Below are 17,141 nucleotides of genomic sequence, written 5' to 3'. Positions count from 1 at the left end.
AGTCAATATGGCCCCTTTCCCTCGCCGTTACCACTCACTGCGAAAAGCTGTCCGGTCACGCCGGGCGCTTTGCCGAGGTAAGCGACCGTGGCGGCGACGGCTGGCTCGTCATCTCCGCTGATCCCGTTGACCCGCTTCGGCGCCGCCGCACGGGCGAGATCCTGCACGGCGGCCAAACGCCAGCCGCGGTGGTCAAAGGAAGCGGCCGGGAACACGAGAATCAGCAGATCCGTCCCGTCCAGTGCGGCCCGGGCTTGCAGCAGGTGATGAGCATGAAAACAGGCTGCGGCATCCAGCGCGGCTTCGGGCAGGCCGTCGATCCGCAGTATCCGCTGCACGTCAGCGCCGTTCCCGGTGAAGGGTGATGCCGATCTGTTCATTGCGCTGGCTCAGCGCCAATTTGACGATCTTGACCGTCACGGCCTCGATCCGCTCGTCCTGCACGAACAGGGTTTCGCACACGTGCTCGGCTACGGCTTCGATCAAGCTGTAGTGCTGCCCTTCGGGAAAGGCATCGGATGCGGCGAACTTCAGGTCCATGTAATTCTTGCTGGCCGACAACGGCGTGTCAGGCGTGTAGCGATCGGCCGGCTTCATCCGCGCCTGGATGGTAAAGCGCAGCGGCTGCGCGCGGCCCGTCTCCTCCGAGTAGATCCCGGTGAGGACATCGTGTTCGAAATCGGCGATCTCAAGGATCAGGCTGTCGGCCATGGTCGGCTCCGGATGAAACTGGCGCGCGGATGGCACTGGCAGGCCGGGCTGTCGAGTCAGCCGTTCTTCCACCGGGCAAAGATCGCCGTGGGCAGCAATCGTCCGTCCGCTCCTTCCTCCCGCACCGCAAGATCGCCGTGCTCGATCGTACCCGGCAGATCGGCGAACAGCTCCCTCAGCAACCCGCCGAGAGCGAGGCTGCTCATGCGCACGGCGTAGACTGTCAGGAACAGGAACCGGCTTTCGGCATCGAGCAGCTTGCGGCAATCCGCGACGAGCCCCGGCAAGCCTTCCTCAAGCCGCCAGGTTTCGTTCTTCGGACCTCGGCCGAACTTCGGCGGGTCAAGGATGATCCCGTCGTACGCTTTCTCCCGCCGGACTTCGCGCGCGGCGAACTTTGCCGCATCCTCCACCAGCCAGCGGACCGGTCGATCCTCCATCGCGGAAAGCGCCGCATTATCCCGCGCCTGTGCAACGGACTTTTTCGACGCATCGACGTGAGTGACGGGCCCGCACTCGGACAAGGCCAACGTACCTACTCCGGTATAGCCGAACAGGTTAAGGGTCCCCCTGTTCGTTGCCGGGTCAACTGCTGCGTCCAATCGTTCGCGCATCCAGTCCCACACAGGGGCCATATCGGGAAAGAACCCGAGGTGCCGGAACGGCGTGCACTGCGCGATAAAGCGCACGTCCCGCCATTCCAGCGGCCACCCTTCGGGAGGGATAGCGCGGGAGAACTGCCACCGCCCGCCGCCGTCTTCATCCGATCCCGGGACGAATTCGCCGTCAGCGTCCCATTCGGGCGAGCGGGGGCTCCACATGGCCTGCGGTTCCGGCCGGATGAAACGGTACGGCCCGTACCGTTCGAACTTGCGCCCGTGACCGCTGTCGATCAGGCCGTAGTCGGCCCAGCCTTCCCCGACGATCAGGCGCGGCTGCTGGTGAAGCTCCGCCATGGCAATTCAGGCCGACGAAGGCGTTGCGTGCTCCGCGACGTAAGCGGCCACGGCCTCGTATTCGCCGGGAAGCTCGACGTACCGCTCCTCACGCTCGAACAAATCGCCCACTCGTGTCGGCAAGGCCGGACGCATTCCGGTCGCGCGCTCGACGGCATCGGGGAACTTGGCCGGGTGAGCGGTGGCAAGCGTGACGACCGGCACATGCGAGTCGATTGCGGCACGCCGCGCGGCGTGCAAGCCGATGGCGGTGTGCGGATCGATCAGTTCTCCGCACCGGTCTGCCGCCCAGCGCATCGCCTCCGCGGTTTCCGCGGCGTCCACCCGCGCGCTGGTAAACAGCGCAGCGCCCCCTTCCCGCTGCGCGTGGCTGAGACGCATCGCCTTGCTCGCTTCGAACGCGCGCATTTGCTCCGCCATGGCGGAGCCGTCGCACCCGCCGAGATCGAATAGCAGCCGTTCGAAGTTGGAGCTGACCTGGATATCCATCGATGGCGCGTCGGTGGGCGTTACTGTCCCCGTCGAATAGTCGCCCTGCGCCAGCGCGCGGTGGAGGATGTCGTTGACGTTGGTCGCGACGATCAGCCGCTCGATCGGCAAGCCCATCTTCGATGCGACATAGCCGGCGAAGACATCGCCGAAGTTGCCCGTCGGCACGCTGAAGGCGACCTTGCGCGCCGGTGCGCCGAGTTGCAGCGCAGCAGCGAAGTAATAGACCACCTGCGCCATCAGGCGGGCCCAGTTGATCGAATTGACGGCGCTGATGCGGTACGTGCCGGTCATCGCAGTATCGCCGAACATGCGCTTCACCATCGCCTGCGCATCGTCGAAGCTGCCGTCGATCGCGATGTTGTAAACGTTGGGCGCCAGCACCGTGGTCATCTGCCGGCGCTGGACTTCGCTGACGCGCCCCTTGGGATGGAGCATGAAAACATCGACTCGCTCGCGCCCGGCGACGGCATCGATAGCCGCAGACCCGGTGTCGCCGCTGGTCGCGCCGACGATCGTCAAGTGATCGTTGCTGCGCGCGAGGAAAGTCTCGAACAGCAGCCCCAGCAACTGCAGCGCGACATCCTTGAACGCGAGCGTCGGCCCGTGGAACAATTCGAGCAGCCAGTGCTGCTGGTCGAACTGCCGGAGCGGCGTCACCGCTTCATGCGCGAAACGGCCATAGCCGCGGTGACAGAGGTCGCGCAGCGTCGCTTCATCCAGGCTGCCGCTAACGAACGGCAGCATGACCTGCGTCGCCAGTTCCGCGTAGGGCAAGCCTGTGAACGAGGCGATTTCTTCGGGCGAGAAGCGTGGCCATTGCCGGGGTACGAACAACCCGCCGTCGGGTGCTAGCCCAGCCAGCGTGACGCCTTGGAAATCGAGCGCCGGTGCGCTTCCGCGAGTGGAAATATAGTCCATGAGGCGCGCGGGTAGCCGCGCCCCGTCGAATAGACAACCGCGGTTTAACGCGGCTCGCGTATTCGTTTCTGCAAGGCCAGGAAATAGACCCCCACCGCCGTCGCCGCGAAGAAGAACCACTGCATGGCGTACATCAGGTGATTGTTCGGCAAATCGTTCGGGTCTGGCGCGGCGAGTTGAGCCAGACCCGCCTGCGGTGGCGACGCAACCAACTGGACGTCGGTACCGGCCGGGCCGATAATTCCGGTGACTTCTCCCCCAGCCCATTCCGGGCCTTGCGGCTCATTTGACCAGCCAAGCGCGATGTTCGCCTCGCCGCCGCCGTCCAGCACGCAGCGGGCGAGGTGCGCCCAGCCGGGCCGGCCGGTGGCCGCACGTCCGGAAACGGCATCGATCCGCAGCACCCGGTCACACGTCACGCTTGCGGGACGGTACAGCGCAGCCTCGCGCTCCTCTGGCGTTTCGGGCCAGGGTACTTCAGGCAGGGCTTGCGCCTGGCCGTACCGCGCGATCAGCGCCTCTTTCCATTCCCTGCGCTCAAGCTGCCAGATGCCGAGCGTGATCATGACTCCCACGGCGACCGCGACGATCACACTGGGCAGAATAGGGACGCGGCGAATCACAGCGGCTTCTCCGGCAGGGAATATCTGGCTTGCGAGGCAATGCCCATCGTGCAGGGCCATACCGCCGAGGCGCTGCCTGCTGGGCGGAGACGGAAAAGGGCAGCCTCACCTCGGTGAGACTGCCCTTTTGACTGGTACTTGTGCGTCACGGGATCAGTGGATCTCTGCGCCCCAACCGCCCCAGATGTAGATGACGATGAACAGGAACAGCCACACCACGTCAACGAAGTGCCAGTACCATGCCGCGGCTTCGAACCCGAAGTGCTGGCGCGGGGTGAAGTGCCCCTTGTAGGCGCGGCCCAGCATCACGATCAGCATGATCGTCCCGACGATCACGTGGAAACCGTGGAACCCGGTCGCCATGTAGAAGATCGAGCTGTAGGTGTTCCCGCCGAACTCGAACGGCGCATTCGCGTATTCGTAAGCCTGGATGGCGGAGAACAGCAGGCCGAGGAGGATCGTCGCCCAGAGGCCCTTCTTGAGTCCATCCCGATCGCCGTGGATCAGCGAATGGTGCGCCCAGGTGACGGTGGTACCCGAACAGAGCAGGATGAGCGTGTTCAGCAGCGGCAGATCGAACGGATCGGGTACCGCTTCGATAACGGCCGACGGCCAGATCCCGCCGCTCACTTCGGACAAGGGGTCCGGGAACAGGGCGAAATCGAAGTAGCTCCAGAACCACCCGAGGAAGAACATCACTTCCGAGGCGATGAACAGGATCATGCCGTAGCGCAGGTGCAACTGAACGACGGGCGTATGATCCCCGGCCTCCGCCTCGTTCACGATCTTGGAAAACCAGCCGAAGAACGTGGCGATCAGGCCAGCGATACCGAGGCCGAGCACGATGGGCCAGCCTGACATGTCGTGCATGAACAGGACCATGCCGGACGTGAAGGTAAAGCCCGAAAACGCGGCAACGAAAGGCCAGATGTCGGGGGGAAGGATATGATAGTCGTGGTTCTTGGCGCCCGCCATGTCGAAGTTCCTGATCCTTGGTCTGCGTGGCCCTTAATGCCGCCTCGCCGCCGGGTCCAGAGGCTTGTGCCTCTCTATCCCTTGCGGTGGAAGGTGTAGCTCAGGGTGATCTGTTCGACACCCTTCATGTCGGGATCATCCAGCGCCTTGGGATCGACGTAGTAGATTACCGGCATGTCCACGGCTTGTCCCGGCTGCAACGTCTGTTCGGTAAAGCAGAAGCACTGGATCTTGTTGAAGTACGGGCCGGCCTGTTCAGGTTCCACGTTGAAGCTTGCCGTCCCGGTCACCGGGACGCTGGAATTGTTCTTAGCCGAGAACAGCGCCATGTTCCGCCGGCCGATCGCGACGGTCTGCGTCACTTGCTCTGGGCCGAACGTCCAAGGCATCCCTGCCGAAACATTGCCATCGAAGCGAACTGAGATGGTGCGCCCGCCGGCGCTTTGAGCAAGCTTTTCTGCCGTAACCGACTCCGCAAGCGTGGCCCTCTGAGTCGTACCGCCAAAACCCGTCACCTGGCAGAAAAGCCGGTAGAGCGGGACCGACGCAAACCCCAGAGCAAGCATGCCGGCAGCCACCGCCAGCAGAATCAGGGCGACGCGTCCGTTCTTTTCGGGAAACTGCGCGGTGCGGTTCATCCCTGCGCTCCGATCCGGACTACCGTGATCGCGTAGAACAGCACCACTAGTCCCACCAGCAGCAACGCAAGCACGACGTTGCGCGCCTTCCGCCGCCGTTTGTATTCCGCTTCTTCCTCAGGAGTCATGTCAGCACACTGCTTCCGTAAATCGCCCGATCCGCCACCAGAACCCCGAACAGCGCGAACAGGTAGGCGATCGAGTAAGTGAACAAGCGCTTCTCAGGCTTCATCCGGTCGTCTTCGCCCGTGCGCCGGAACGCAACCGGGAAGGTGAGCAGGAGAAAAACACCCGAAAGAACCAGCGCCGCGATCCCATATAGGGGGCCGGTGCCGCCGATCCACCACGGCACGGCCGAAAGCGGCAGCAGAATGATGCTGTAGGCCAGAATCTGGCGGCGAGTCGCCACTTCGCCTGCGACGACCGGCAGCATGGGAATGCCGACTTTCGCATAATCGGTCTGCACGAACAGCGCGAGCGCCCAGAAATGCGGCGGCGTCCAGAAGAAAATAACCGCGAACAGCAGCAGCGGCATAGCCGTGATGTCACCGGTCACTGCAACCCAGCCGATAAGCGGCGGGAAGGCCCCCGCCCCACCGCCAATGACGATGTTCTGCGGGGTGCGCGGCTTCAGCCAGATCGTGTAGACCACCGCATAATAGATGATCGAGATCGCGAGGATGGTCGCGGCGAGCCAGTGGATCGCCAATCCCAGGATCAGAACCGAGGCGACGGAGAGCGCGATACCGAAGTCGCGAGCGTCGGTGCGTTCAAGCCGCCCCTGCGGAAGCGGCCGCTTGGACGTCCGTTTCATCCCGGAATCGATTTCGGCTTCCCACCACTGGTTGAGGGCCCCAGCCCCGCCTGCACCCAGAGCGATGCACAGCACGGCGGTGAAGCCCAGCACCGGATTGATATGCCCGGGAGCAGCAAGCAACCCGCACAATCCGGTAAAGACCACCAGGCTCATCACCCGCGGCTTGGTGAGGGCGAGGAAATCGCGCCAGTCGGCAGGCAACTTTACGGCATTGGTCGGGCTCGTCACGTCAGGTGTCCCATTGCAAGTGGGGGCGCGCCGTCTCCGGCACGCCCCCGCCCTGTCTGGTCTTCCCGCGAGGGGAAGTGTGATTACGCCGGGGCGACGGTACCGCCATGATCGTGATCGACATCGTCAATCACCGGCAGCGTTTCGAACTGATGGTACGGCGGCGGGCTCGTCAACGTCCATTCGAGCGTCGTCGCGCCTTCGCCCCAGTAGTTCGGCGCCGCCTTCTTCCCCGCCGTGAATGCGTAGAGCATGTTGGCAAAGAACACCAGCATCGACCCGGCCATGATCCAGTAGCCGACCGTGGCAAACTGGTTCCAGTAGGCGTACGCGGCCGGATAGTCCGGAATACGCCGCGGCATGCCATCCATTCCCAGGAAGTGCATCGGGAAGAAGATCATGTTCACGCCGACGAAGAAGATCCAGAAGTGGATGTGCGCCAGCATTTCGGAATGCATCCGCCCGCTCATCTTCGGGAACCAGTAGTAGAAACCGGCGAACAGCGCGAAGACCGCACCCAGCGACAGCACGTAGTGGAAGTGCGCCACCACGTAGTACGTGTCGTGCATGTAGTCGTCGATGCCGCCGTTGGCGAGCACGACGCCCGTCACGCCGCCCACGGTGAACAGGAAGATGAAGCCAAGGGCCCAGACCATCGGACTCTTGAATTCAAGGCTCCCGCCCCACATCGTCGCGATCCAGCTGAAGATCTTGATGCCGGTCGGGACCGCGATCACCATCGTCGCCGCGGTGAAGTACATCTTCGTGTTCACGTTCAGCCCGACCACGTACATGTGGTGCGCCCAGACGACAAAGCCGACGACGCCGATCGCGACCATCGCGTAGGCCATCCCGAGATAACCGAACACGGGCTTGCGGCTGAACGTCGCAATGATCTGGCTGATCATGCCGAAGCCCGGCAAAATCATGATGTACACTTCCGGGTGACCGAAGAACCAGAACAAGTGCTGGTACAGGACCGGATCGCCGCCGCCGGCGGGATCGAAGAAGGTCGTGCCGAAGTTACGGTCGGTCAGCAGCATGGTGATTGCCGCAGCCAGCACGGGCAGCGCGAGCAGCAGCAGGAACGCGGTGACCAGCACCGACCACACGAACAGCGGCATCTTGTGCAGGGTCATGCCCGGCGCGCGCATGTTGAGAATGGTGGTGATGAAGTTGATCGCACCGAGGATGGAGCCCGCACCAGCAAGGTGCAGCGAGAAGATGGCGAAATCGACGGCCGGCCCGACGGAGCCCGAGGTCGAGAGTGGCGCGTAGACAGTCCAGCCCGTCCCCGCCCCAAGACCCGTGCCCCCCGGAACGAAGCTGGACAGCAGAAGCGAGATGAACGCCACGAAAGTGAGCCAGAACGAAACGTTGTTCATCCGCGGGAACGCCATGTCCGGCGCGCCGATCATCAACGGGATGAACCAGTTGCCGAAGCCGCCGATCATCGCCGGCATCACCATGAAGAACACCATGATCAAGCCGTGGGCGGTGATCAGGACGTTCCACATGTGCAGCGCCTGATCGAGATCGGTTTCGTTATAAAGCCAGCCGACCAGCGGAGTGAGAACCTGAATCCCCGGGTCCGCAAGTTCAGCCCGCATGACGCCCGATATCGCGCCGCCGATCACGCCAGCGAAGATAGCGAAGATCAGGTAGAGCGTGCCGATGTCTTTATGGTTGGTCGACATGAACCAGCGGGCGAAGAATCCCGGCTTGTGGTCCGCATCGTGATGGTGCTCATCGGCATGAGCCTGGAAATGGTCGGCGGTGGTAGCCATCGAAGGAAATCCTAGTCAATAAGTCGGGCGGCAGCTCAGGCGGTCGGTCCGGCCGTTACACCGGGAGGCGAAAGAGGCGCAGGCGCAGTCGGAGAATTGGGTCCGGCAGCGGGATCTTCCAAGGGTTCGGGAACCCCGGCACCCGGCGCACCCGACACCGACGATTCCGGTTCCTGCCGTGGAGCAGGAGCAGTCGGGAGATCAGGTCCGCCAAGCGTGCCGCCCTGGGCAAGGACCCAGGCATCGAACTGAGGGCGCGGCAAAGCCTCGACGGCGATCGGCATGTAGGCGTGACGGGCGCCGCACAGCTCAGAACACTGGCCATAATAGATGCCCGGCTCTTCGATGTAGAGAACCCGCTCGTTCAAACGGCCGGGAACCGCGTCGATCTTGAACCACATGGAGGGAATGGCGAACGAGTGGATCACGTCCGCGCCTGTGGTCTGGATACGGATCGGCTCTCCTGCCGGCACGACCAAGCGGTTGTCGACGGCGAGAATAGCCGGCTCCCCTCGCTCAATCGCCTGTTCGGGCGGAAGCATGTTCGAGATCACTTCGAACCCGCCGTTGTCCGGATAGGTGTACCCCCAGTACCACTGGTACCCGGTAACCTTGACAGTCAGGGCATCTTCCGGCGCGGCCTGGTACTGCCGCGCCAGCAAGGTGATCGACGGGATGGCGATGAACACCAGGACCAGCACCGGCACCAGCGTCCAGACCACTTCGATCACGGTGTTGTGCGCCGTGCGCGAAGGAACCGTGTTCCTCCGGCGATTGAAACGAACCACCACGTACAGCAGCAGCCCCAAAACCAGCAGGCAGATGAACGTGATCAGCGGCAGCAGGATCGCGTTGTGCATCCACAGCGCGTATTCGCCGTTTGGCGAGTACTGGTCCTGGAAGTTCACCCCACCAAGCGCCGGCTGACCCTTGATCCATTCCGGCCCGAGGCGAGCTACTTCACCCGCGCCGGGAGCAACATCGAGAGTCGAGGGTTCTGCCGCCTGACTCTCGGGGATATCTTCGCGAGCCACGTTCTCCGCCTGCGCATCGAGGCGCGGGGTGGCTTGGGCGTAACCGCTCTGCGGCGTTGCAAGCAGGGCAACCGCCATCAGCGCTGCGCTAGCGAAACCCAACCGCTTGCGAGCAAATTCGCCGAGGTTCATCTGTCTGACGCTTTCCGTTTTATGCAGGCGCGAAAAAAGGCCCGGTTCACCCCTGGGCGGGGCCGCTTCTGCGGGCCTATACGCCCGCTTGCCCGATGCCTCAAGCGCTTCTAGGGAGATTTTTGTTCACGTATCCCCTGCGGAGCTACAAAGGGGAGCAAGCTATCAAGAGGTCACTACACCGCCATGACCGAAGAGGAAGTGCTGTCGGAGTTCCGTTCCTGCCATGCTTTGCTGGAAGGACACTTCCTGCTTTCCTCCGGCCGGCACAGTGCCCATTATCTGCAATGCGCCCGGGTTCTGATGGACCCGGAGCGTGCATCGCGCATGGCCGCAGCTCTGATTCACATGATCCCGCGCGAGACGCGGCAGAAGATCGACAAGGTCGTGTCGCCGGCAATGGGCGGCGTCATTATTGGCCATGAAGTCGGCCGCGCGCTCGGCAAGGAAGCGATCTTCCTCGAAAGGCCGACCGGGACATTCGAGTTGCGCCGCGGATTCGCTCTCCGGCCGGGCGAGCGAGTCCTGCTGGTCGAGGATGTGATTACCACCGGCCTTTCTTCAAGAGAGGCGATCGCGGCCGTCCACGGTTCCGGCGCGGAAGTCCTTGCCGCTTGCGCGTTGGTTGACCGCACGGCGGGACAGCTCGATCTCGGGGTTCCGTTCTATTCACTCGTCGCGGTGAATTTCCCGACATATGCGGACGAAGAGCTTCCGCCGGAACTGGCTGCGAGACCGGTCGAAAAGCCGGGCAGCCGGAAGGCTTGAGCATTGGGTCCTGATACGTTGCGCCTCGGCGTCAATATCGACCACGTTGCGACGATCCGGAACGCACGAGGGGGCGACCACCCCGATCCCGTGCGCGCGGCCGCGATCGTGGCTCAAGCTGGTGCGGACGGGATCACCGCCCACTTGCGCGAGGATCGGCGCCACATTCGGGATGATGATATTGCGCGCATCCTGCGCGCAACCGGCTTGCCCTTGAACCTCGAGATGGCTGCGACCGAGGAAATGCTGCAGATTGCACTGCGCCATCGGCCGCATGCCGCCTGCATCGTACCCGAAAAACGTGAGGAGCGCACCACCGAGGGCGGGCTCGATGCGGCGGGACTGCACGATCAGCTCTATCCGTTCGTGTGCCGTTTGCTGGATGCGGATATTCGCGTCAGCCTCTTCATCGCTCCCGAGGAACGCCAGCTGGAGGCGGCGCTACGGCTGGGCGCGCCGGTAGTAGAGTTTCACACCGGCGAATACGCGCACGCGAGCGGTGAGCAGGTGTCTGCCGAGCTGAAGCGCTTGTCCGACATGGCCGCGCTCGCGGCGAAGAACGGGATCGAGCCTCATGCCGGACACGGACTGACCTATGGGAATGTTCAGCCGATCGCCGCGATTCCGCAGATCGCCGAACTCAACATTGGCCACTATCTGGTCGGCGAGGCTGTGTTCATTGGACTGGAAGATGCCGTGCGCCACATGCGCGAGCTGATGGACGCCGTCCGGTGAGCACGGCGCAGCAGTTTCGGGGATCGGCATGATCGTCGGTCTCGGCTCCGACCTGTGCAACATCGAGCGGGTTGCCGACGTGCTCGCCCGGCACGGAGAGCGGTTCGAGCGGCGCTGCTTTACCGAAGTCGAACAGGCGAAGGCTGCGCGGCGACCGTTGACGCGTGCCGGGACCTTCGCCAAGCGATTCGCCGCCAAGGAAGCTTTCTCCAAGGCCGTCGGCACGGGGTTTAGCCGCGGCGTGTTCATGCGGGACATCGGAGTGGTAAACGCACCCAGTGGTGCCCCGACCCTTATGCTGACCGGCGGCGCGAAAGCGGCACTCGATGCCCTGACCCCGTCCGGGCATGAGGTAATTGTTCACCTGACGCTCACGGATGACCACCCATGGGCGCAGGCTTTCGTGGTCCTGGAGGCGCGCCCGCTGTGAGTTTCATCGCGAAGAAGGACAAGCCTGTGACCAAGGCGCCGAAGAAGGCTGCACGGAAGAAGGACAAGGTCAACTGGTTTGCAGAACTGCGCGGGTTAGCGTTGATGCTGCTGGCGGTGCTTGCGTTCCACACCTTCATTGCGAAGCCTTTTTATATCCCGTCCATCTCGATGGTTCCGAACCTGCTCGTCGGGGACCGGCTGGTGGTCAGCAAGTATCCTTACGGCTGGAGTTGGGTCTCAGCCTCCTTCCACGTGGTCCCACGCTCCGTCTGGCGGATCGCTCCCCGGACACCTGCGTACGGGGACATCGTAATTGCGGTCCCGCCGGATCGGAACGAGGATTACATCAAGCGCGTGGTTGGCTTGCCGGGCGATCGAATCGCGCTGGTCGACGGCCGGATCTATCTCAACGGAGAGCCGGTACCCCAGGAAGTCGTCCCGCCGGTGCAGATCCCGGTGGCAGACCAGCAGTACTGCGACGGCTACCCCTGCCTGGCCTCCTTCGAACCCTATCGAACCCGCCTGCCGAACGGAAAGGCCGTCTATGAACCGCCGACCTTCCGTGAGACACTGCCGAACGGGGCAAGCTATGTGATCATCGATCACATGAACCAGGATCTCGATAACATGGACGAGATCACAGTACCGGAGGATCATGTGTTCCTCATGGGCGACAACCGCGATCACTCCGCGGACAGCCGGGCCAACTCGGAGCCTTACGGCAACGGACTTGGCGGACCGGTGCCGCTGAGCAGCATCGGTGGGCGAGCAGAATTCCTGACGTTTTCGCTGGACGGAAGTGAAAGCTGGAATCCGCTTTCCTGGTTTACCTCTCTGAGAAGTAACCGTGCTTCGACAAGCCTGCGCCCAGAAAGGGAGCCAGCGGGAACCGAGAATGGAGAAGGCTGACCTCGATGGCGAAAAGGTCGGGGTAAGCCCGACCCGGATCGACAATCCGAGACTGCGGCACGAAGCCCAGCGCGCGTTCGTCTGGGCGAGCGTGATCGGCCTCATTGCGCTGGCAGTGTACATGGCCCAGTCGCTGCTGGTGGTTTTCGGCGGCCTGGTGATTGCTGCCCTGATCGACGGAGGAGCGCGGCTGCTGGGACGCGTGTTGCCGATCGGGCGGGGCTGGCGCATCGGCATAGTGGTCTTTGCTGCCTTCATCTTCCTCGCCTGGGTGGGCTGGTACGCAGGATCGCAGATGCTGCAGCAAGCCGCGATGATCCCGACAATCTTTGAGGAGCAAGTCGCCAACTTCACTGCCTGGGCCAGTTCCCTGGGGTTCGCGACCGAAGCAAGCGACCTGCAGGCTCTTGCCGGACAGTTCACGAGCGGCGTCGGCACGCTCACCCGGCTGGTAACCGGCATGATCGGGGGGTTCGCCAGCCTGATCCTGATTGCCATTCTCGGCATCTACATCGCCGCGGAGCCGCGCCTGTACGAACGGGGCGTGTCGTGGATGGTGCCGGCAGCGGAGCGGGAGAACCTGCTGGTCACCCTTTCGCGCATGGGAAGAGCCTTGCGTCATCTGCTGATGGGGCGGCTGATCGGGATGGTGCTGGAAGGGCTGTTCACCTGGGCCCTGCTGGCGGTCTACGGCGTGCCCATGGCAGCGCTGCTGGGTCTGCTGACGGGGCTTCTGGCTTTTATTCCCAACATCGGTGCGCTGATCTCCGGCGTCATCATGATAGCCGTTGGTTTTTCCGGCGGAACCGACATGGGCCTCTACGCAATTCTGGTCTATTTCGGCGTGCAGACGATCGACGGGTATATTCTGGTGCCCTTCATCGCCAAGAAGACTGTCGACCTTGCCCCCGCGCTGGTGCTGGCGATGCAGCTGATCATGGGCGTGCTGTTCGGAATCCTGGGACTGGCGCTGGCTGATCCGCTGATTGCGATGATCAAGGTCGCGCTGGAGCGTCGTTCCGAGCAGCGCCAGTCGCGCATTGATCATGACGGCGCGTGAACGGTGGCTCGCAAGTTCCTTTTCTTCATCGCAGCAATGGTGTTCCTGGGGATTGCCGGGTTGTTCGCATTGCGCCTTTGGTCGAACGAGCTGACCGAGATTGCGCTGGTTCCGACCACCGAGTTCACTGCCCAGCCTGCTCTTGAAATCAACGCTTACGAGAACCCGGCCCTGTGGCTCTCCCGGCCGGGAACGGGCGCGGGCAACCCCGCGCGCTGGCAACCTGCTTTCGCGGAAGACGCGAATGCTCCGCCAGCCGAAGACGATGTTGCGGCCGCCGAATCCGTCGAGACTGCGCCGCGTTTCGCGGTGTTCTTCGTGCATCCCACCAGCTACCTTGAGCGATCGAACTGGAACGCCCCTCTCGAGGATCAGCGATCGCAGGAGCGGGCCCGGCTGTTCGTGCAGGGAATGGCGAGCCCCTTCCGGGACGCGGCGGAAGTTTGGGCCCCTCGGTACCGGCAGGCGACCTTCGGGGCTTTCCTGACCGACAAGCCGGCGGCGTCCGCGGCGATCGATGCCGCCTATCGCGACATCGAACAAGCGTTCGACGTGTTTGTGGACAGCGTCGACCGCGACACCCCGATCGTGCTGGCAGGGCACAGCCAGGGCGCGCTGCACATCCTGCGCCTGCTGCAGGAGCGAATCGCCGGGACGCGGCTGCAGGACCGCGTCGCGATGGTCTATCCGGTCGGCTGGCCAATCTCGATCGAGCATGACCTGCCGGCCCTGCCCCTGCCTGTCTGCGCCACGTCCGACGATGCACAGTGCATTGCCACGTGGTCCACTTTTGCCGAGCCGGCCGATCCTGCGATGCTGGTCGAACGGTTTCGGGAATCGCCCGGATTCGATGGGCAGAAGCGCGGCGATGGACCGGTGGTCTGCGTGAATCCGCTGACCGGTACAGCGGGCGGTGAGGCTCCGGCCAGCGCCAACACCGGGACGCTGGTGCCCAACGAAGCGCTGGATTCGGCCGAACTGGTCCCCGGCATGGTTCCGGCGCGGTGCGCTGAAAGCGGGTTGCTGCTGATCGGCGATCCGCCGGAGCTGGGCCCTTACGTGCTGCCGGGCAACAATTACCACGTCTACGACATTCCCCTGTTCTGGGAGAACCTGCGGCAGGATGTGGTTCATCGAGTGAGCGAATGGACGAAAAGCCGACCATAACCGCCAGCGCGGCCGAGTTCCGCGCCGCCTTGCCGGATGGGGGCGTGCTGCTGGCGCTCGACATCGGCACGAAGACGATCGGCACCGCGTTCTGCGACGCCGGGTGGCGCTTTGCCAGCCCCGCCAAGACGCTGGTGCGCGGCAAGTTTGCGCGGGACAAGGCGGTGATCGAGGAACTGGCGGCAAGCCGAGGGGTCAGGGGCTTCGTCATTGGCCTGCCGCTGAACATGGACGGCAGCGAAGGGCCGCGCGCGCAGGCGAGCCGGGCCTACGCCCGCAACCTTGCCCCGCTGAGCCTGCCGATCCTGTTGTGGGATGAGCGCTGGTCCACCCAGAGCGCGGAGAGCGCGATGATCGCCCAGGACATGAGCCGTGCGCGCCGGGCGGAACGGATCGACAGCCATGCCGCCGCGGTGTTCCTGCAAGGCGCGATCGACGCGCTGGCCGGGAGCCTGTTCTGAGCGGGCGGGCGGCGGCGCGAAGTTGACACACCTGACAAGTCCTACACACCAGTGTCAGCCTGAGTTCCTGTGCAATTTCCGCTGGTTGTACGGCGAAGACGACACTTTTCGCGGCGCGGGACAAATAAAATCTTCTTCCGCGATCACGCAACAATCGTGCGCAGCCTGCCGCATGCGGCTGTGCCGTTTGCGAGGACGGGCAGGGCGTGTGCAGGCGCTCCATCCCACGGGTTTGCGCGCCATCCCCGGCTGTAGGAAAGCCGGTCAGGCCTTGCGCAGGATCAGCGTCAGGCCCGTTCCGGGTTCCGGTATTCCCGACGACAGCGGGAGCCGTTCGGCGTCGGCGCGTGCGCGGGCGAGAATGGCCGGAGGAATCGCCGGATCGAACAGGATCGTGTCGGCGCTGCCGAGCAGCCGCGCCTGACGCAGCGTAAGCTCTTCCGGGTCGTCGCTCGCGATGGTCAGCACGATTTCGCCGCTTTCCCCGGTTTTCGCCGCGCCGGCCAGCCAGCTATCGACTCGGTGCGCGCTGGCTTCATCCAGCGGATCGAGCGCCCCGCCCAGCCCCAACGCCGCATCCAGCGCCCGCCGCCGGTCCCCCGCATCCGGCCAGCGCTGCCGCAGGCGCGCGCGCGCATCCTGCAAGGCTTCCGCCAGTTTCCCGAGGGTTTGCGGCAGCAGGACTTCCAGCCTCAGCCGCAACTGCTTGGCGAGACCCGCCGAGGCCCCGCCGGTGCCGATGGCGATCAGCACCGGGTTACGATCGAGAATGCTCGGCGTGGTGAAATCGCACAGGTCCGGCCGGTCGACCACGTTTACGAGCAGCCCGGCGCTGCGCAGCCGCAGGGCGTCCGCTTCGCACGCCGCGCGGTCCGCGTGCGCGATGAACGCCAGCCGCGCGCCTTGCTCAATCCCTGCCAGCCCCACCGGCACGCCGCCGGCTTGTTCCACCAGCCGCCGTTTCGGATCGGCCATCGCCCCTTCCCCCAGCACGATCACCGGCTTTCCGGCGATGCGGTGGAACAAGGGCAGGCTGTTCATTGGAGCCAGTCCGGCACGCGTTCGGCGGCGAAGATGGTTTCCGGCTCGATCCGTTCGGCCACCACGGCCCACTTGTCGCCATCGACCATCACTTCGGGCACGAGCGCGCGGCTGTTGTAGGTGTTGGCCATCGTCGCACCGTACGCCCCGGCCGTGCGGAATACCGCAAGATCGCCAGCCTTGACCGTGTCGATGTCCCGGTTGGTGGCGAAGGTGTCCGAACTTTCGCAGATGGGGCCGACGATGTGCGCGCTCATCCGCTCACCCGTGGGCTGCACCGCCATGAAATCGTGCCACGCATCGTACAGCGCCGGGCGGGCAAGATCGTTCATCGCCGCATCGATCACCACGAACGGCGCGGTCACGCCCGGTTTCACCCGGATCACCTCGGTCACCAGCACGCCCGAATTGCCGGTAATCACCCTGCCCGGCTCGAACATCAGCACCGCGTCCCAGCCGGATGTCACGTCCGCGATCATTGCGCCGTATTCCTGCGGCCCGGGCAGCCTCTCGCCCGCGCGGTACGGCACGCCGAGCCCGCCGCCGAGGTCCATGTGCGTCACGGTGCAGCCTTCGGCGCGCAGGGCCCGCATCAGTTCACCCATCTTGGTGAAGGCGGCGCGCGAGGGATCAAGATTGGTGATCTGGCTACCGATGTGGACGGCAAGGCCGCGCATCGCCAAGCCCTCCAGCCCGCTCAGCCGCCGGTAGATCGCGCCGGCCTGATGATAGGCGACACCGAACTTGTTATCCGCCTTGCCGGTGGAAATCTTGGCGTGAGTGCCCGCATCGACATCGGGATTGACCCGCAGCGCCGCGCTGGCCGTCCTGCCTTGCGCGGCCGCGATTTCGGCCAGCTCGACGCCTTCTTCCTCGCTTTCGAGGTTGAACTGGCCGATCCCGGCTTCCAGCGCCGCCGCCAGTTCCCGCCGCGACTTGCCGACCCCGGAAAAGACGATGTCTTCGGCTGGCATCCCGGCTGTAAGCGCGCGCTTCATTTCCCCTTCGGACACGACGTCAGCGCCGTAGCCCTGCCGCTTCAGCACGCCCAGCACCGCCAGGTTCGGGTTGGATTTTACCGCGAAAGCCAGATGCTTGTGCGCAACATCGGACAAACCTTCGCGGAACACGCGGGCGTGACGTTCCAGCGTAGCGCGCGAATAGACGTAGACCGGCGTGCCGACGGCGCGGGCGATCCGTTCAACGGGAACGTCTTCGGCGTAAAGCTCGCCGTTTCTGAGTTGGAAATGGTCCATC

General features: G+C 64.1%; 20 protein-coding genes. 7 read left to right on the top strand and 13 right to left on the bottom strand.

The features are described from left to right. Positions 1-2: 2 nt before the first annotated feature. The 11 genes from ELY13_RS02880 to coxB form a co-directional block, all read right to left on the bottom strand. Complete coding sequence (locus ELY13_RS02880) at positions 3-380, bottom strand: Rossmann fold domain-containing protein (protein ID WP_241233514.1); 378 nt, start codon at positions 378-380, stop codon at positions 3-5. After that, on the bottom strand, positions 340-711 hold the full coding sequence (locus tag ELY13_RS02875; protein WP_126172376.1) for a dihydroneopterin aldolase: 372 nt from the start codon (positions 709-711) through the stop codon (positions 340-342). The genes ELY13_RS02880 and ELY13_RS02875 overlap by 41 nt, the downstream gene beginning before the upstream one ends. Positions 712-767: 56 nt before the next feature. Then, positions 768-1,667, bottom strand: coding sequence for a class I SAM-dependent rRNA methyltransferase (locus ELY13_RS02870; protein WP_126172375.1), 900 nt, complete (start codon positions 1,665-1,667; stop codon positions 768-770). Between the two features lie 6 nt (positions 1,668-1,673). Beyond that, positions 1,674-3,077: a threonine synthase gene (thrC, locus tag ELY13_RS02865; protein WP_126172374.1), complete on the bottom strand. Its 1,404-nt coding sequence runs from the start codon at positions 3,075-3,077 to the stop codon at positions 1,674-1,676. Positions 3,078-3,121: 44 nt separating this feature from the next. Further along, positions 3,122-3,760 carry an SURF1 family protein gene (locus tag ELY13_RS02860; protein WP_241233513.1) on the bottom strand — a complete coding sequence of 213 codons (639 nt, stop codon included), beginning with the start codon at positions 3,758-3,760 and terminating at the stop codon, positions 3,122-3,124. 93 nt (positions 3,761-3,853) lie between these two features. Continuing rightward, a complete protein-coding gene (locus tag ELY13_RS02855; protein ID WP_126172373.1) occupies positions 3,854-4,675 on the bottom strand; it encodes a cytochrome c oxidase subunit 3 in 822 nt (273 codons plus the stop codon). A 74-nt stretch (positions 4,676-4,749) separates the two neighbouring features. Next, on the bottom strand, positions 4,750-5,313 hold the full coding sequence (locus ELY13_RS02850; protein WP_126172372.1) for a cytochrome c oxidase assembly protein: 564 nt from the start codon (positions 5,311-5,313) through the stop codon (positions 4,750-4,752). Next, positions 5,310-5,441, bottom strand: coding sequence for a hypothetical protein (locus tag ELY13_RS15520; protein WP_277600621.1), 132 nt, complete (start codon positions 5,439-5,441; stop codon positions 5,310-5,312). The genes ELY13_RS02850 and ELY13_RS15520 overlap by 4 nt, the downstream gene beginning before the upstream one ends. Continuing rightward, the gene (locus ELY13_RS02845) at positions 5,438-6,358 is read right to left on the bottom strand and encodes a heme o synthase (protein ID WP_126172371.1); all 921 of its coding nucleotides are present in this window, start codon (positions 6,356-6,358) and stop codon (positions 5,438-5,440) included. The genes ELY13_RS15520 and ELY13_RS02845 overlap by 4 nt, the downstream gene beginning before the upstream one ends. Before the next feature lie 83 nt (positions 6,359-6,441). Further along, on the bottom strand, positions 6,442-8,145 hold the full coding sequence (ctaD, locus tag ELY13_RS02840) for a cytochrome c oxidase subunit I (RefSeq protein ID WP_126172370.1): 1,704 nt from the start codon (positions 8,143-8,145) through the stop codon (positions 6,442-6,444). 35 nt (positions 8,146-8,180) lie between these two features. Further along, positions 8,181-9,311: a cytochrome c oxidase subunit II gene (gene coxB / locus ELY13_RS02835; RefSeq protein ID WP_126172369.1), complete on the bottom strand. Its 1,131-nt coding sequence runs from the start codon at positions 9,309-9,311 to the stop codon at positions 8,181-8,183. A 186-nt stretch (positions 9,312-9,497) separates the two neighbouring features. On the opposite strand from coxB, the gene pyrE reads away from it, so the two are divergent. The 7 genes from pyrE to ruvX are packed head-to-tail and all read left to right on the top strand — an operon-like array spanning position 9,498 to position 14,843. Next, positions 9,498-10,079, top strand: coding sequence for an orotate phosphoribosyltransferase (gene pyrE, locus ELY13_RS02830; protein WP_126172368.1), 582 nt, complete (start codon positions 9,498-9,500; stop codon positions 10,077-10,079). A gap of 3 nt (positions 10,080-10,082) precedes the next feature. Next, positions 10,083-10,814, top strand: coding sequence for a pyridoxine 5'-phosphate synthase (locus ELY13_RS02825; RefSeq protein ID WP_126172367.1), 732 nt, complete (start codon positions 10,083-10,085; stop codon positions 10,812-10,814). Between the two features lie 28 nt (positions 10,815-10,842). Continuing rightward, complete coding sequence (gene acpS / locus ELY13_RS02820) at positions 10,843-11,244, top strand: holo-ACP synthase (protein ID WP_126172366.1); 402 nt, start codon at positions 10,843-10,845, stop codon at positions 11,242-11,244. Further along, positions 11,241-12,155, top strand: coding sequence for a signal peptidase I (gene lepB, locus ELY13_RS02815; RefSeq protein WP_420897413.1), 915 nt, complete (start codon positions 11,241-11,243; stop codon positions 12,153-12,155). The genes acpS and lepB overlap by 4 nt, the downstream gene beginning before the upstream one ends. Continuing rightward, positions 12,142-13,215, top strand: coding sequence for an AI-2E family transporter (locus tag ELY13_RS02810; protein ID WP_126172364.1), 1,074 nt, complete (start codon positions 12,142-12,144; stop codon positions 13,213-13,215). The genes lepB and ELY13_RS02810 overlap by 14 nt, the downstream gene beginning before the upstream one ends. A 3-nt stretch (positions 13,216-13,218) precedes the next feature. Beyond that, positions 13,219-14,382: a DUF3089 domain-containing protein gene (locus ELY13_RS02805; protein ID WP_126172363.1), complete on the top strand. Its 1,164-nt coding sequence runs from the start codon at positions 13,219-13,221 to the stop codon at positions 14,380-14,382. Then, positions 14,361-14,843 carry a Holliday junction resolvase RuvX gene (gene ruvX / locus ELY13_RS02800; RefSeq protein WP_126172362.1) on the top strand — a complete coding sequence of 161 codons (483 nt, stop codon included), beginning with the start codon at positions 14,361-14,363 and terminating at the stop codon, positions 14,841-14,843. Before ELY13_RS02805 ends, ruvX begins: the two co-directional genes overlap by 22 nt. A 264-nt stretch (positions 14,844-15,107) precedes the next feature. Here the strand turns inward: ruvX and ELY13_RS02795 are convergent, their stop codons facing one another. Further along, entirely contained in the window at positions 15,108-15,884 is a 777-nt protein-coding gene (locus ELY13_RS02795) for a precorrin-2 dehydrogenase/sirohydrochlorin ferrochelatase family protein (protein WP_126172361.1), read from the bottom strand. Continuing rightward, entirely contained in the window at positions 15,881-17,140 is a 1,260-nt protein-coding gene (gene lysA, locus ELY13_RS02790; RefSeq protein WP_126172360.1) for a diaminopimelate decarboxylase, read from the bottom strand. The genes ELY13_RS02795 and lysA overlap by 4 nt, the downstream gene beginning before the upstream one ends. Between the last annotated feature and the right edge of the window lies 1 nt (position 17,141).

Origin of the sequence: Altericroceibacterium xinjiangense (genome assembly GCF_003958635.1) — a bacterium.
Lineage (GTDB): Bacteria > Pseudomonadota > Alphaproteobacteria > Sphingomonadales > Sphingomonadaceae > Altericroceibacterium_A > Altericroceibacterium_A xinjiangense.
Note: the sequence above shows the minus strand (reverse complement) of the source record. Positions and strands in the feature narration are given on the sequence as shown.